Below are 14,727 nucleotides of genomic sequence, written 5' to 3' on the forward strand. Positions count from 1 at the left end.
TCCGGCAACGGCCCAGTCGCCCTGGTCCGGTCTCGCGCACCCTGAGGGTGAGCCGGCCGCCGGTCAGTCCGGTGGCCGGCTCACTCGTCCCCGACAGCACTTGACCGCCCGTAGGCGTAGCGGGAAGGGCCCCCGAACTCGAACAGGTCGCCGGACGCCAACTCCAGGTCGGTGTGAGGCTTTCGGCGTCATTCCGTCCGGAAGCGGTACGACGCCTGTAGCCGGGGGCCGATCGATATCGGATCGCGTGAGAAGGATGCGAGCTGGCACGCTGCCTCTATGGATCACGCAGAAGTACTGCTCATCGGAGGGCGGGCCGGAGTCGGCAAGACGACGGTGGGGTGGGAGGTTTCGGCGTTGCTGCGGGCTGCGGCGGTCTCGCATGCGGTCATCGATGGAGACTTCATGGGTCAGGTACATCCGGCCCCGGAGGGCGATCCTCATCGTTCGGACATCACGGAGAGCAATCTGACTGCTGTGTGGGCGAACTTCGCCCGGCGCGGCTACCGCCGGCTGATCTATACGAACACTCTGAGTGTGCTACCTGAGGCGACTGGGATGTTCGAGCGTGCCATGGGGACGGGGGGCGGATCGTACGGGTCCTGCTCACCGCCTCCGATGCCACCGCCCGCGAGCGGCTGGTGCGCCGGGAACTCGGCTCGGAACTGGAGCAGGAGCTGGAGGGCAGTGCCCGCAAGGCGCGGCTGCTGGACCAGCGGGCCCCTGCGGAGACCGTGCGCGTGATGACGGATGGGCGGGCTGTCGTGGACATCGCGCGCGAGGTGGTGGCCGCCACCGAGTGGGCCGGGCAGGACCCCGCGAGTAAACCGTGATCGCCGGGCGCCGAAAGGACGGACCTATTTGCGTGCGGCCCAATCACTAGGTCGAGCGATGCGCTGTCGGCTTTTCCAATCGACACTGGTCGCGTCGGTAGTTATTGCTCCCCGGGAATTGCGGACGGACTGCATTTGCTCGATGAGCCCCATGCTCCGACGGTGCCCGGGTGGACCGCGACGGCGGTCGTGGAGCTGTGTGGCTGCACCGGGGGCATCAGTAGTTGAGTAATGCAAGGAGGAATGACCATGAACAAGTTCATGCGGCGTATTGCCACCGCGACTGCTTCTCTCGCAGTGGCCGGAGGTGCGCTCCTCGCTGTCAGTACTTCCGCAACCGCGGCTCCACTTCCGGCCGACGCGCCCGTCCCCGCCCGGGCAGGTGTGGTTGCGGACGCGGGGACCACCGGAGAGAACGACAGCGGAAACGGAGACGGCAGCGTCGGGTACAGCCGGTACGACCGCTTCTACCCCTGGATCTGGGAACAGCTCATGACGTTCGGATACGACCCCTACCCCGGTCCCCAGCACTCCGCGAACGAAAGCTCCGACGCTCGCTGACAGGCCACCCTCTCGTGCGAGCCCGGCATGGGTAGAGCTGGACCCGGCACGGGCCAAGAAGATCCGCGAGCCCGGGATGCACTCGCCCATGGTCGCACCGATGCGCGCACGCGGCGTCGTGCTCGGCCTTGCCGTCTTCCTCCGCTCGGACAACCCCGCGTTGTTCGAGGAGGACGACCTTCTGCTCGCCGAGTAGTCGACGGGGCCGGGCAGCGCTGGGCCCGGACAACGCCAGGCGGTACACGCGCGAGCGCACCACCGCGCCCAGTCTCCGGCACCGCCTCCTCCATGTGCCCGGTGGCTCCGCCGTCGACGTGGTCAGGCCCTACTTCCCGGCGAATACGGAAGAGGGCGTCAGCAGTGACTACTCGCGTACGCCCCCGACCGGACCGTCCTCGCCGCAGCCCTCGCGTTCACGTACCTGCACCTCGCGTCGGCCGTGAAGGTGTCCCGCAGGTGAGTGAGTGCTGTGCCCATGACCAGGGCGACCGAAGCGGGTCCCGTCCGTCGCAGCACCCCCGTCATGAGACTGCCGGACGCGATCACCCAGGGACCCCACGAGGGCGTCGGCGAGCGCCTGACCCCGTTCGTCCTCAGCGTCTGGGAGAACCCCCACGACCGTACGCCACTGCCGGCGATTCTCCGGTCCGCCCTGACCAACGAGTCCGCTGCCGCCGTCTTCCGCCGCATGGTCGCCATGCAGCTGCTGCGACGCGCCGCGGGCCAGCTGGACATCCAGGAGCCCGAACTGCGCGCCGAGCCGGCAACCGCCCAGCTGGTCTGGGTGGCGGTACTGCGATACGTGATCAAAGTGGAGCCGCTGGCCTCCGCGGACTTGGAACAGCTGGTGGCACAGGTGGCACCGGTCGTGCAGCGGCATCTCACGAACCCCTGACGAGTGCCCGGCGTCCCACCGGCACAACGGCGCGCCGCGCCAACATCGCTGCCTGCCGCTGTGCGGTCGGCAAGCCGCAGCCCGCCACGCCTCCCTTGGAAAGGCCACGCGGTGTCAATCATGGCGATCGGCAGCAGCCGAGCCACGGATGCCCCCGGCGCTGTCAGCGTCGACGGCCTTCGGTCTGGGCACCTGGTGACGAGGTGGATCACCGGGCAGCGCTGGCGGGATCACGCTTCGGCGCTCGCGCAAGCACGCTGCCAGGTGACCGTTGCCCCTCGATCAGACGGTGGAGACCACTTGGCCGTACGTCAGACGCGGGGAGCGTGTGAACCACGCGTTCTCGCCCGGCTTGCCGATGTTGACGACGACGAGAACCGAGTGCTCGCCATCGCCGAAGAACTCCTTGTCGATGCCCTCGGCGTCGAAGCCGGTCATCGGTCCTGCAGCCAGACCGGCGGCACGAATGCCGACGATGAAATAGCCGATCTGGAGGAGCGCGTTGAGCTTCGCTGATCGCTCACGCACTTCACGCTCGGCGAAGAGATCCTTGGCTTGCGGGAAGTGCGGGAACTGACTGGGCAGTTCCTCGTGGAACTCATTGTCCGCGGCAAGGATGGCGACGAGCGGGGCAGCCGCGGTCTTTTTGCGGTTGCCCTCGGACATGTGCTTGGCGAGACGCTCGCGCGCCTCGGCGGAACGGACCAGCACGATACGCAGCGGCTGCTGGTTCATGGAGGTGGGCCCGTACTTGACCAAGTCGTAGATGGCCTCGATCTGTTCGTCCGTCACCGGCTCGTCGGTGAAGGTGTTGGCGGTCCGTGCCTCCCGGAACAGAAGGTCCTGGGCAGCAGGGTCGAGAGCGAGGGGCATGGTGAACCTCTTACGGGTGAGCGACTTTGATTTCTAGGTGATTCGGCGAACTGCAGAGCAGAGGTACTGGGCGCTGACACCCAGCAGGTACACGGCGGTCGTGGTCGCCCCGACGAGCCCCCACAGGAGGGGCCCTGAACAACACCGCGCGAGCAACAGGCTGACCAGCGCGGCGAAAGCGGCCATGGGCAAATGGAAGGCGGCCCATATCCACGTGCCGGCCGGGACGGACCTGTCCGGCGTCATGAGGGCACCGCCGTACGCGACAGCACCCAACGCGACGAAGGCGAACGTCGCACCAGTGAGGCCCGCCAGGACCTCGGCCGCCCCGGGGGCGCCCCGATCGGACGACGTCACCGCGGTGGCGGTCCACAGCGCCAGGGTGTATCCGTGCGGGGCCGCGCTCGCGGCCACGACAGCGCGGAGTCGGCCGCGGTATCCGCGTTCCCGGCCTGCCTCGGCACTGCGACCGACCGCCCTGCGGTGCGGCTCGCTATCCGCGCGCGACATGGGTGAAAACCTTGCCGGGTCGGTACTCCTTCTCGAGCGCCTCGTATGCGACGCGGGTCCGCGAGACGGGAACCGCCCGGTCGGTGTCCGGGCTCAGCCGTCTGCTCCTGATCCACTTGCTGATGGAGTCGAGCCCGTCTGCGGCCGGCTCGACGACGAAGCACAATCCGTGTGGGCCATGGTCCCGGCCCGCCCGGACCACATCGCCGGGCCTTGGCTCGGCACGCGGTGCGGTCTTGTGGATCAGCCGGTCGGGGCCTCCGCGCCGGTGTGCGCCTACTTCGCGCATCGTGTTCATGAGGCGGTCACTTCCTGATGAAAGGCGGCGCCGTGCGCATTGCACGCCGTCGCCACCAGCATCAGCAGTACCGCCGCAGCAGGCATCGCCCATTCAAGGGATCCTGGCGCTCGCGCCCTGCCCCTCGGGGCCGCTCAGTCCCCCAGGGCTCACGCCCCGCCGCTCAGTCCCCCACCGCTCAGTCCGCCCCGTCGGCGAGACCACCCCGTTCGACCGCCAGACGCGTCAGTTCGACTCGCGTGTTGATACCCAGCTTGGTGAAGATGTGCTTCATGTGGGTGTTGACGGTGTGCACGGACACATAGAGCCGGTCGGCGATGGCCCGGTTGGTGAGGCCGTCCACGACCAGCGGAATCAGCTTCCGCTCGGATTCGGTCAGGTCCCCCCACTCCGGGGAGCCGATCGTGTGGTGCCGTGGAGCGCCGGTGCGCACGCCGAGTTGCCGAAGGCGCCGCCTGATCCGTTCCTGATCGCGCAGGGCTCCCGAAGCCGACGCCAGCTCAGCCGCTTCCTCGAAATACGGGATCGCCGGCGTTGGATCGGGCGATGCGGCCATGAGCTCGCCGAGGTCCTCACAGGCCGCAGCCAGTGCCAGCGGCCTGCCGGTGCTCCGGTAACCGGAGATGGCGGACTCCAGGGCGCGGGGGTCGCTGTGGAGCAAGCCGTCCACATGGGAGCGGACCGCGCCGAGGATCAGCCGGCTGTCGTCCTGTGCGGTCAGGCTGCGCAATGAGTCGGACACGGTCTGCGCGAGCGACGGGTCCTCGGCTCGGAGCGCGATGCGCACCATCGCGGGCCAGTGGGACGGAGGTATCGCAAGCAGCCGCGTCGGCTCGAGCTGTCCGAAGCTGTCCTTGAATCTCGCTGCCGCCGCGGCATCCCGGCCCTCCGCGTGCGCCAGGCAGGCGCGCGCGAGCGACACCCATAGGCCGTACCGCTGCGTGGCTGTGCCGGAACCGGCTTCGGCGGCGCCGAGATGGTCCCTGGCCTTGGCGAGGTCACCGCGTCTGGTCTCCACCAATGCGAGCACGGAGCGGGCCCGCGGATTCGGTTGCATGATCTCGAGTTCGTCCGCCACGGTCAGACTCGCTTCGGCCTCCACTGCCGCGTCGTCCAGTGCTCCCTGTTCGAGGAGTGCGCAGGCACGAGCGGCATGCCAGAGGGGAAGCGACCAGCCGAGACCCAGGGCCTCCGCTTCGCGCTGCCCCTCCCGCAGAATCCCCTCGGCGTCTGCGAGCCGGTCGCTGCTGGTCAGTACCGTGGCCAGCCACAGCGCCGGAATCCGCGGGGGCCGCAGGTGGAGCGCGGCGGACTCCGTGCCGGCGCGCCGTGTGGCCTCCTCGGCAAGCTCGAGGGCCCGGGCAAGGCGCCCGCGGTAGAAGCACGTCTGTGACTGGAACACCATCGCGCTGACGACGAGAGCCGGATCGTGGCTGCGGTAGGCGGCCTCGACCAGTCCGGTGTCGATCTGTTCCGCAGCGGCGACGTCTCCGAGGTACACGTGGCCCGTCGCCTTGGTCTTCAGCAGGCGGATGCGCACGTCAGGCGAAAGCCCGGGAAGGTCCAGGGCCCGCTCGAGGTGGGTCATCGCGGCGGCGTCCTCGCCCGCCGCCTGATAGATCTCGGCAGCCACCAGGCGCAGGCATGCCTCCTGCGACGGCTCAAGACCGTCCGACAGGGCGGCGTCGATCAGGTCGAGGGCCTCGTGAACCCGGCGGGTACGGCCGAGGTAATCGGCGGCGTCGGTCAGCAGGGTGATTCGACGCCGATCGTGTGGGGGCAGCAGGCCGGCGATCCGGAGAGCGAAGTCCGCAGCCGCGTCGGGGGCCGTCAATGACAGTTCCCGTACGGCAGTGGTCAGCGTGGTCACGGCGGCGTCGTCGACCGGGCCGCCCGACATGACGACGTGCCAGGCCAGCTCCGCCGATCGTGCTCCGACGCCACGCAGAGTGTCGGCAGCCTCCCGATGCAGAGCGGTCCGTACGGCCACCGGCAGGTTCTCGTGGACAGCCTGCCGTATGAGGTCGTGGCGGAAGGCCAGTCGTGGGCCGTCGGCCGAGAGCAGCCCGGCGTTCAGGGCGGCCTCGACACCCGGCAGCAGGCTGCCGACCTGCCTGCCGAGCATTCGGGCGGCCGTGCCCAGGTCGAATTCGCGGCCGAGGACGGACCCGATCTGGAGGAGGCGCACGGCATCCTCCGGGAGCCGGTCCAGACGCGCGGCGGCACTCCGCCGGAAACCGCCGGGGATCGAGTCGTGCAGGAGGTTCGCCACGCCCCCCTCGATTTTGACGGCATCCGTGTCGGTAAGAGCGCGCACCAGTTCGATCGCCAGGAACGGATTGCCCGCGACGCCTCGCAGGAGCTTGGCCAGACCGGGTGACGGCTTCGCCCCGAGGACATCGGCCGCGATGTGCTGCAGCTCCTGCTGCGGCAGGGGGCCGAGGGTCAACCACCGGGCTCCGAGACGTTCGAGGTCCTCTCGCACCTTGGCCACGGTCGGCCGCTCGGTCTCCGACCGGACCGCCAGAACCCACAGGATCCGCGAGGCGGCCAGTCGTCCGGGCAGGGTGCGGAGCACGAAGAGGGTTGCCGGATCCGCCCACTGGGCGTCGTCCACAAGCACGGCCACCGGGGCGCGCTGAGCTCGCTCCTCCAGAGCGTCCGTGATGCCGTCCAGCAGCCACAGCCGCTGGTCGTCGGTGGCCGCGGCGGCTCGGTCACGATCGGCGGAGGACTGCAAGGCGGACTGCAGGGCGGCTCCTGCCGCGTACTGGTCGAGCTCGTCGGCCTGTACTGACACCACATCGAACCCGAACTGCCGCGCCAGCTCGTCCAGCTCCACGAGCAGCCGGCTCTTGCCGACGCCAGGTGCGCCTTCCACGACGACGCAGGCACCCTGTCCACCACGTACCGCTTCCAAGGCCTCACGGACAGCCACGATCTCGCGGTCCCGTCCCCTGAGGCGCAGCCCGGGCATGGCCCGGTTGCCGGGCCCACGGGCCCGGTCGCCCGCGGGGTCTGTGCTGCGCATGGATCAAGCATGCCGCACGGCACATGTGCCCTCAACGTCGCTTCCCCTGGGCTCGGCGATTTCACCCGGGTGATTCCCGGTTCCGCGCCGTCCTCTCACCCCGCCGCGACGCATGCTCCGTGCCGTCCAGATCTCTTGCCCCTGGAGAGGAGCACGACGTGCGTACAGGCAAGGAATACCTGGCGGCACTGAACGACGGCCGCAAGGTGTGGGTGGGCGACGAGCTCGTCGAGAACGTGGCCACGCACCCCAAGACCCGGGCGTATGCCCGCAGGCTCGCGGACTTCTACGACCTGCACCACCGTCCGGACCTCCAGGACGTCATGACGTTCGTGGACGAGGACGGCGTCAGGCGGTCCATGACGTGGTTCCAGCACCGCACCAAGGAGGACCTGAAGCGCAAGCGGCGCTACATGGAGACGGTGCTGCGGGAGCTCGGCGGCGGGGCGACCCCGCGCACTCCGGACGTCAACAACTACGTACTGATCACCTACGTCGACGACCCGGAGCCCTGGAGCAGCCAGTCCGTCGGCACCGATGGGCGGGATCTGGCCAAGGGGATCATCGACTTCTGGAACGAGGTGCGAGAGAGCGACCTCAACACGACGCCGGCGTTCGTCGACCCGCAGACGGACCGCTCGCGCGATTCCGCGCAGGCCGAGTCCCCTGCCCTGCAGGTGGTCGGCACCTCGGACGAGGGCATCACCGTGCGGGGCGTGAAGGCGATCAGCACCGGAGCTGCCTTCGGTGACTGGATCCACATCGGCGTCTTCTACCGCCCCGGCATTCTGCCGGAACAGATCATCTTCGGGGCGGTCAAGCCCAACACCCCGGGGGTCACCATCATCTGCCGGGAGAGCAACGTCAGGGACGGCGAGGAGGTCGAGCACCCGCTCGCCTCGCAGGGCGACGAGTTGGACGCGGTCATCGTGTTCGAGGATGTGCTCATCCCCTGGAATCGGGTGTTCCACATCGGTAATCCCAAGCACGCGTCGCTGTACCCGCAGCGCGTCTTCGACTGGCTGCACTACCAGGCCCTGGTGCGCCAGATGGTGCGCGCCGAGCTGATGCTCGGTCTGGTCCTGCTGATCACCGAGCACATCGGTACCTATCAACTGCCCCCGGTCCAGACCCGGATCGCCCGGTTCGCCAGCTTCCACCAGACGCTCAAGGCACATGTGATCGCTTCGGAGGACGAGGGGTTCACCACGCCGGGTGGCCTCTACAAGCCGAACGTCCTGATGTTCGACTTCGGGCGGGCGTATTACCTCGAGAACATCGCCGGCATGGTCCACGAGGTCGTCGACCTGGCCGGACGTGCCTCGCTCATCTTCCCGACCGAGGGGCAGTGGCAGCAGTCCGAACTCCGGCCGTGGCTGGAGGCGTTGCAGACCGGACCGGTCGGGAGGCCGCACGACCGGCTGAAGATCAGCCGCGTGATCCGCGATCTGTTCCTGTCCGACTGGGGCGACCGCATCAGCACCTTCGAGAACTTCAACGGCACTCCCCTGCTGGCCATCCGCACGCTCACCATGAAGCGTGCCGAGATGTCCCCCAACGGCAGTATGGCTGACCTCGCGCGCAAGGTCTGCGGCATCGAGAGCGCGAGCGCCGAACAGAAGGAGACCGCGTACACGTCTCAGGCGGACTACGCCCGCCGCCAGGACGCTTCGTAGCGGGATGCAAGGGCCCGGATCAGAGCACGCCGCACTCCCGGGCCCTTGCGACCGCTCCGCTCCTGTCGTGCGCGCCGAGTTTGCGGAAGATCGCCCGTACCTGTGTCTTGACGGTGTTGTGGGACACATAGAGTTCCGAGGCGATCTCACGCAGCGTCAACGGACCGCACAGGGCGCGGAGCACTCGGCGCTCCCCCAGCGACAGGTCCTGGGGGCCGGGCACGGCGGGCGCCACCATCGATTGCTTGCCGAGCCGCCCGAGCAGATCCGTCAGTACCCCTGGTGACTCGCACCGGTCCGCTGCCCGCTCGGCCGCCTCGCGGGCGACCCGCGCCGCGTCGGCATTGTGCCGCGCACTCTCAAGTCGTGCCCGCGTGAAGTGGCACAAGGCGCGTACGTGGGGTTCGCCTCCGGCGCGGGGCGAGCCCGCCAGCGCCGCTTCGGCATCGGTCAGAACGCGCTCTGCCTCCTCGACCTGTCCTTCCTCCATGAGTACGCCGGCCCGGCCGATGTAGGCGGACACAGCGACGAAGTGCCTGCTCAGGCCGGCCGTCGCGGCCGCCTCGAGGGCCTCGTCGCTCAGCACGCGCGCGGGCTCGTGGCGGCCGGCCAGCAGCGCGGACATCGCCCGCAAGCCCAGCGCGCGGACGAGCGCCAAGCTGTGCCCGGCCGCATGCGCATCACGGGTCGCCTCGCCGAGCAACGCCTCCGCTTCCTCGTACCGGGAGGTCCACAGCATCGCAGCACCGCGGGCCGTACTGGCCAGAGCCCGCCAGGAAGTCAACGGCATGGTGCCGCCCACGGCGGATTCGCCGAGATGCTCGGCGGTCAGGATCTCCCCCTCCAGACAGCAGGCGACGGCCTGAGCGACGGCCGCCGCATCGGACACCGTGCTGCCGTCGCCGACCGTCTCAGGCCCCGTCTGCCTGAGCCGGGCCACCTCGAGCCAGCGCCGCGCCTTTCCCGGGGCGCCCCCCGAGAGCGACGCCATCGCCGCCACAACGCACAATCTTGCGTCGGCGGCCACCGTGCGGGGCGGCAAGAGGTCCAGCCAATGCGAGACCTCGGCACGACGGCCTGCCGAGATCGCCTTCTCCCAGGCGTCGAGGATCGACGCGACGGCCGCGGACTCGTCGCCGCCCAGCACCCAGTGCCGTACGGCCGCGGTCGTCTCGCCCTGCCGGGAGTACCACTGACCCGCCGACCGGTGCAGGGACCCGACGGTATCCGGCCCTTTGGACGTCAGGACGTCGGACAGGAGCGCGGACAATGCCCGGTGATGCCGGTACGCCGACGGAACAGCGGCGACGGGCACGAGCAGTTGTACGGTCCGTGCGAGCTCGTGCAACAGAACGCCCGCCCGGTCACCAGCGAGCGCCTGGCACGGCCCGGCGCTCAGCTCGTCGAGCACACTGGTACGCAGCAGGAACCGGCGCTGTTCGGTGGTGAGCCGGTAGAGCACCTCGGTCGCCAGATACTCGGTGACCGCATGCCTGCCGCGGGCCAAGTTCCCTTCCATGTCGGCCTTGTTCGCCGAGCGGGACAGTGTGCGCCCCATGATGCTCAGCCCTGCCGCCCACCCTTCGGTGGCCTCGTGCAGCGCGCTCGCCGTGTCCGGGCTCGGAGCGGAGCCGAGCAGATCGGTGAGCACTGCCTGTGCTTCCTCGAGGGTGAAGGCCAGGTCGTGCTGGTCCAGTTCGGCGGTCAGGCCCCGGGCGCGCAGCGCCGGAAGGGGCCTTCCGGGAAGGTGCCGGGTCGACAGAACGATGCGGAAGCCCTGGGGCAGCCTCGTCAGGAAGTCTCCCAGTCCGCGGACCGCGTCGGCGTCCGTGATGGATTCCAGTCCGTCGAGGATCAGCGTGAGCGGGCCTGCTCCGCCCGGGCCGGCCACAAGGCTCGGCAGGAGCTCCTCGAGCCATGCGTCGAGCGTCCATTCATCGCTGTCGGGGCGGGTGGGCAGTGTCGGTCGTGCCTCGTGCAAGGCCCGCAGAATGCCGGCCCAGAGCCGGCCGGGGACGTTGTCGTACGCGTCGAGGGTGAGCCAGGCGCACTCTCCGTGAGCCGCCAGGCCTCGCGACCACTCGGTCAGGAGCACCGTTTTCCCGGCACCAGCCGGCGCGGAGACCACGACCACGGGCTCGGTCGCCGCGTCAAGCCGGCGCAGCAGACGCGGGCGTGTCAGGAGATGCGGGGGCTGGGCCGGAGGATGCAGCTTGAAGGTCGGCACGGAGCTGGTCATGGCACCTTCCGTGGACTCGTCGGAACGGGCGGAGCCCCCGACGTCCATGGCTCACCTCGGAAGAGCCGGACATCGGGGGCCGTAGTGGGCCGGTCACGGACCCCGCAGCGGCGCCCTTCGGACCGCTGCCGGCAGGACTAGTGCGGAGCCCTGATCGCGCCGAAACCTCCCGCAAAGTGGAGCAGAGGCCGGCCATCGCCCCTGTGTCCGCAATAGCGGACGTCACCCACGAAGATGGTGTGATCGCCGCCGGGGAGCGCCGCGGCCACGTCGCACACAACAGCCGCGATGGCGTCCTTCAACACCGGCACACCGTGGTCGTCGACAGTCTCGACGCCCGCGAACTTGTCCGGCTTGGAAGCGGCGAAGTTCCGCGCCAGGGACTCGCTGTCCTCGCCGAGGATGTTGACGGCGAAGCGGCCGTGCTCCGCTATCGCGGTCCGCGTGTACAGGTGGTTGGCGATGCACACGAGCAACTGGAGCGGCTCGAGGGACAAGGCGGACACGGCGCTGGCCGTCATGCCGATCGGCGTGCTGCCGGAGCACGTGGTGATCACGCTGACACCAGTGGCGAGCCGGCTCATCGTGGCTCGGAAATCGACTGTCATGTCGCGGGTTTCAATCATCGGAGGACCTCCGTGATAGTAGGGCTGGGCCCTGCTGCGTGTGATGAAGCGTGCAACGGCGGCTGTTAATGCCGGGGAAATCGCGTCCTACTCGGACGACACCGAGCATTCACACGGCCCGTCGGCTCATCTGCGCAGTCGGTCGACCAGCCGTCTCAGGTCAGCGGAGGGCGGCACTCCGATGTCCTTCATGACGCGCAGGTAGCCTCGGTACAGGTCGAGCAGTTCATCGTCGGAGCCGGCCGCCTCCGCGGCGTACAGGGCGAGCCGCCAGGCCTGCTCCCGGTAGGGGTCGCTGTCCAGCACGGCATGCGCGAGCCGACGGGCGTCCCGCACTCGGCCGAGGTGCAGCGCCACGGTCCCCGCGTCCACGCGGGCCTGCAGGAGCGCTGCGTCGAGTTCGGCGCGCCTCGTGTCGAGCCAGTGCGTCGAAAGGGAGTCGAAGTAGGAGCCGCGCTCGGCGATGGCCAGGGCGCACTGAAGCGTGTCCCACCGGTGCGCGCCGTCCTGCCGTGCGGCTTCCGCCAGCAGTCGCTGGAAGTTCCCTGAGGCGCTCACTACCGCGGACGCCGGTGTCAGCTCGTACACGTCGCCGTCCTGAAGGAGCGAAAGGCCGTCGGGCAGCACCTCGCGCAGCCGGTAGACGGCCTGACGAAGGTAGCTGCGCCCCGTGGCGTCGCTCCGCCCAGGGAACAGCGCCTCCAAGAGAGCCTGACGTCGGGCGCTCGCCGCAGGCCGGGACAGCAGGTAGGCGAGCAACTCGCCGCTCTTGGCGAGACGCGGGTGGACCTCCCGCCCGTCGGCGACCAACCGCACCGGGCCGTAATCCTCAAGTGCCAGTCGCGGTGCGGCGTATCCGGTCACCGGTCTGGCGGTGGAGAGCGCGGACACGAGCTCATGCCAGCGTGAGGAGTGCGTGGGTTCCGCGTCGGCCCGACGCGCGGCGACGGAGGGCACGTCCTCCAGAGCCTGCAACAGCAGATTGCGGGGGCCCTGGGCCGTCGCGACCTCCAGAGCCAGGTCGGCAGCGGCATCCGAACCGTCCTCATCGCCGGTACGCCACAGCGCCTCGCTCAAGTAGACGGCAGCCGTCGGAAGTTCCAGGCGCCTGCCACTCGTGCGCATTGCGGAGACCGCGGTGGTGAGGTGGGGTACAGCGTCGTCGTTGCGGCCGGCCAGCAGCAGCTCCAAACCTTGCCAGATACCCGCCAGTTCCGCGGTGAGCGCGTAGCGCGCGCACCCCCTGCGCTCCGCCTCGGCGAGCGCTCGCGCCGCTCGCGGCAGGTCGTGATCCAGGCGCAGGGCCAGTTTTGCCTCAAGGAGCAGGCTGAGGATCTCGTACACGCGGGACCCGGTCGAGGCGATCTGTTCCCGCCCGACCAGCAGTGCGGTCCAGGCCTCGTCCCGGCACCCGAGATCCGCCATCAGCTCCGCGGCCTCGATCGCGCCCAGCCAGACGGGGCGCGGTCCGTCCCCGACCGCCATGTATGCCGCTTTGGCCTGGGAGATACGTCCCTCGGCGCGAAGGGCGGCGACCGCCCATGGCGTCCCGCCTACTCTCCGCCAAGCGCCGGACGAGCCGTCCTGCAGTTCACGCAGTTGCCCGGCCATGTAGGCGACGCGCATCACCATGGCCTCAAGGGGCCCCGCGACACGGTCGACAAGGTCCGGGGCAAGCTGGGCTGTGCTGTTGTCCGCCAGAGCCAGCACGGCCGCCGCGATGTCGCGAGGGGGCCCCGGAGGCATGACGTGCAGGATCTCGCGCGCCTCGTGGATCCGCCCCACGTGCCAGAAGCACCACACCAGCAGGACCAAGTCCTCGGCCCCACCCGGCTCTTGAGCGAGTCCGCTCCACCACGCACGACCGTGGTGGTCCGCCAACTGCACGCCCCGCCAGCACTGTTCGAGCCCGAACGCGACACGGAGCACGGCTGAGGCCAAGCTCGGCGTGGGCGCCGGGCGCATGCGGTCGAGCCAGCTCTCGGCGGTCGCCAGGTCGAGTCGGCCGAGCACATCCGGCAGCGCGCGTTCTGCGGCTCGTCGGGCGGAGTCGGTGTCGCCGCTCATGAGCAACTCGTCCACGGCATCCTCGTGGCGCCCCCTGCCCTGGAGCAGCGTGGCGTACCCCCGTCGCAGCGCACGCAAGCTGGTGTCGTCCAGTCGTCCGATCTCGCGTTGGAGACAGTGGCGGAACCGCGGCAGAGCGACCATACGGTTGCCGTCGGAGGACCAGGTGAGCGGCAGCCGTCGGCTGCGGAGGGCGGCCAGCGTCCGGTCCGGCGATGCCAGTCCGAGGGCGTTCGCCTGCTCGGCCGTCACGCCGTCGTCGAGCAGGCTCGTCCGGACGAGCAGCGACACCTCCGCGGGCATGAGCTGGGTGAGCAGTTCGGCCGCGAGGCGATCGTGCTGCACGGCGGAGGCTGCGGGATCGACACCCCACCAGTCGTACAGGACGCCGGTGACCCAGCCGCCCATCGCATCGACCAGTTGGCAGGCGTCGTCGCTTCGGCCGATGGCGTGCAGGGCTTCGGCGGCCTCAGGCACGTCGAAGGCCAGGTCCCCGTCCTCGACGAAGGCGACGCGATGGACATCGCCTAGACCTCCGAGTCCTTGGGGCAGATTCACTCGGGAGATCAGTACCAGCCGCGGCCCTTCCGGCAGACTCCCGGCCAGTGCGGCGAGCAGCCCTGCCGCACCGGCGCCCCCACCGATCGTCTCCACCCGGTCCAGCACCAGCACCAGATCGGTGCCCGCCAGCATCCTGGCGAGCAGGGCACCCACCTCCGCCGCCGCCAGCCCTCGCGCCAGTGCGCCGGTCAGCGCGGTCGCCGCGGCCGGCACATGGGGCACGACGGCTGCTTCGAGAAGGCGCGTCAGCGTCAGCCCGTCGGCGCCGGAATCACCCGCACCGGTACCGACGTTGCCGGGCATCCCGGTGAGCGACACCCAGGCGACAGGGCTGGACAGCTCTTGCGCCGCCTGGACCGCGGCGGTCGTCTTCCCCGACCCCGCCGAAGCCGCCATGACGAGTACCGAGTGCTGGTCCAGCACCTCATGGATTCTGCGGACCAGTCTCGGCCGGGGTATGACATGACTGGGCAGCCGAGGCAGGACACCTACCGTTTCACCGGGATCGCTGCTTCTCATCGATGACCGCCTCTCGGCTGCGTGCGCGGCGGCAGTGA

Annotated in this window: 9 protein-coding genes and 3 pseudogenes; 5 read left to right on the top strand and 7 right to left on the bottom strand. The window is 69.6% G+C overall.

Annotated elements, in window-relative coordinates:
- Positions 1 to 279: 279 nt before the first annotated feature.
- From ABZ904_RS21090 to ABZ904_RS21105, 4 genes and pseudogenes are all read left to right on the top strand, one after another.
- Positions 280 to 833, top strand: a pseudogene (locus ABZ904_RS21090) (AAA family ATPase).
- Between the two features lie 249 nt (positions 834 to 1,082).
- The gene (locus tag ABZ904_RS21095) at positions 1,083 to 1,394 is read left to right on the top strand and encodes a hypothetical protein (protein WP_361824996.1); all 312 of its coding nucleotides are present in this window, start codon (positions 1,083 to 1,085) and stop codon (positions 1,392 to 1,394) included.
- Positions 1,395 to 1,419: 25 nt separating this feature from the next.
- A pseudogene (locus ABZ904_RS21100) lies at positions 1,420 to 1,590 on the top strand (hypothetical protein); the annotation flags it as partial.
- A gap of 336 nt (positions 1,591 to 1,926) precedes the next feature.
- A pseudogene (locus ABZ904_RS21105) lies at positions 1,927 to 2,289 on the top strand (TetR family transcriptional regulator); the annotation flags it as partial.
- Positions 2,290 to 2,571: 282 nt separating this feature from the next.
- Here ABZ904_RS21105 and ABZ904_RS21110 read toward each other — a convergent pair.
- The 4 genes from ABZ904_RS21110 to ABZ904_RS21125 form a co-directional block, all read right to left on the bottom strand.
- The gene (locus ABZ904_RS21110; protein ID WP_359393482.1) at positions 2,572 to 3,162 is read right to left on the bottom strand and encodes a malonic semialdehyde reductase; all 591 of its coding nucleotides are present in this window, start codon (positions 3,160 to 3,162) and stop codon (positions 2,572 to 2,574) included.
- 33 nt (positions 3,163 to 3,195) lie between these two features.
- Positions 3,196 to 3,672, bottom strand: coding sequence for a hypothetical protein (locus ABZ904_RS21115; RefSeq protein WP_360998497.1), 477 nt, complete (start codon positions 3,670 to 3,672; stop codon positions 3,196 to 3,198).
- A complete protein-coding gene (locus ABZ904_RS21120; RefSeq protein WP_360998495.1) occupies positions 3,656 to 3,970 on the bottom strand; it encodes a hypothetical protein in 315 nt (104 codons plus the stop codon). Before ABZ904_RS21120 ends, ABZ904_RS21115 begins: the two co-directional genes overlap by 17 nt.
- 178 nt (positions 3,971 to 4,148) lie before the next feature.
- A complete protein-coding gene (locus ABZ904_RS21125; RefSeq protein WP_361824999.1) occupies positions 4,149 to 7,001 on the bottom strand; it encodes an AAA family ATPase in 2,853 nt (950 codons plus the stop codon).
- Between the two features lie 158 nt (positions 7,002 to 7,159).
- Here ABZ904_RS21125 and ABZ904_RS21130 point away from each other — a divergent pair, with 158 nt between their 5' ends.
- Positions 7,160 to 8,677: a 4-hydroxyphenylacetate 3-hydroxylase N-terminal domain-containing protein gene (locus ABZ904_RS21130; RefSeq protein WP_361825001.1), complete on the top strand. Its 1,518-nt coding sequence runs from the start codon at positions 7,160 to 7,162 to the stop codon at positions 8,675 to 8,677.
- 19 nt (positions 8,678 to 8,696) lie between these two features.
- On the opposite strand, the gene ABZ904_RS21135 is transcribed toward ABZ904_RS21130, so the two are convergent.
- The 3 genes from ABZ904_RS21135 to ABZ904_RS21145 form a co-directional block, all read right to left on the bottom strand.
- A complete protein-coding gene (locus ABZ904_RS21135) occupies positions 8,697 to 10,916 on the bottom strand; it encodes a LuxR C-terminal-related transcriptional regulator (protein WP_361825003.1) in 2,220 nt (739 codons plus the stop codon).
- Positions 10,917 to 11,053: 137 nt separating this feature from the next.
- Entirely contained in the window at positions 11,054 to 11,542 is a 489-nt protein-coding gene (locus tag ABZ904_RS21140; RefSeq protein WP_359393494.1) for a flavin reductase family protein, read from the bottom strand.
- A gap of 126 nt (positions 11,543 to 11,668) precedes the next feature.
- On the bottom strand, positions 11,669 to 14,593 hold the full coding sequence (locus ABZ904_RS21145; protein ID WP_361825005.1) for a BTAD domain-containing putative transcriptional regulator: 2,925 nt from the start codon (positions 14,591 to 14,593) through the stop codon (positions 11,669 to 11,671).
- Between the last annotated feature and the right edge of the window lie 134 nt (positions 14,594 to 14,727).

Origin of the sequence: Streptomyces sp. NPDC046900 (assembly GCF_040644975.1) — a bacterium.
Lineage (GTDB): Bacteria > Actinomycetota > Actinomycetes > Streptomycetales > Streptomycetaceae > Streptomyces.

Excerpts from the sequence above, each read along its gene's own strand:
- ABZ904_RS21135 (WP_361825003.1), bottom strand. The coding sequence starts at position 10,916 with ATGACCAGCTCCGTGCCGACCTTCAAGCTGCATCCTCCGGCCCAGCCC.
- ABZ904_RS21120 (WP_360998495.1), bottom strand. The coding sequence starts at position 3,970 with ATGAACACGATGCGCGAAGTAGGCGCACACCGGCGCGGAGGCCCCGAC.
- ABZ904_RS21110 (WP_359393482.1), bottom strand. The coding sequence starts at position 3,162 with ATGCCCCTCGCTCTCGACCCTGCTGCCCAGGACCTTCTGTTCCGGGAG.
- ABZ904_RS21095 (WP_361824996.1), top strand. The coding sequence starts at position 1,083 with ATGAACAAGTTCATGCGGCGTATTGCCACCGCGACTGCTTCTCTCGCA.
- ABZ904_RS21115 (WP_360998497.1), bottom strand. The coding sequence starts at position 3,672 with ATGTCGCGCGCGGATAGCGAGCCGCACCGCAGGGCGGTCGGTCGCAGT.
- ABZ904_RS21125 (WP_361824999.1), bottom strand. The coding sequence starts at position 7,001 with ATGCGCAGCACAGACCCCGCGGGCGACCGGGCCCGTGGGCCCGGCAAC.
- ABZ904_RS21140 (WP_359393494.1), bottom strand. The coding sequence starts at position 11,542 with ATGATTGAAACCCGCGACATGACAGTCGATTTCCGAGCCACGATGAGC.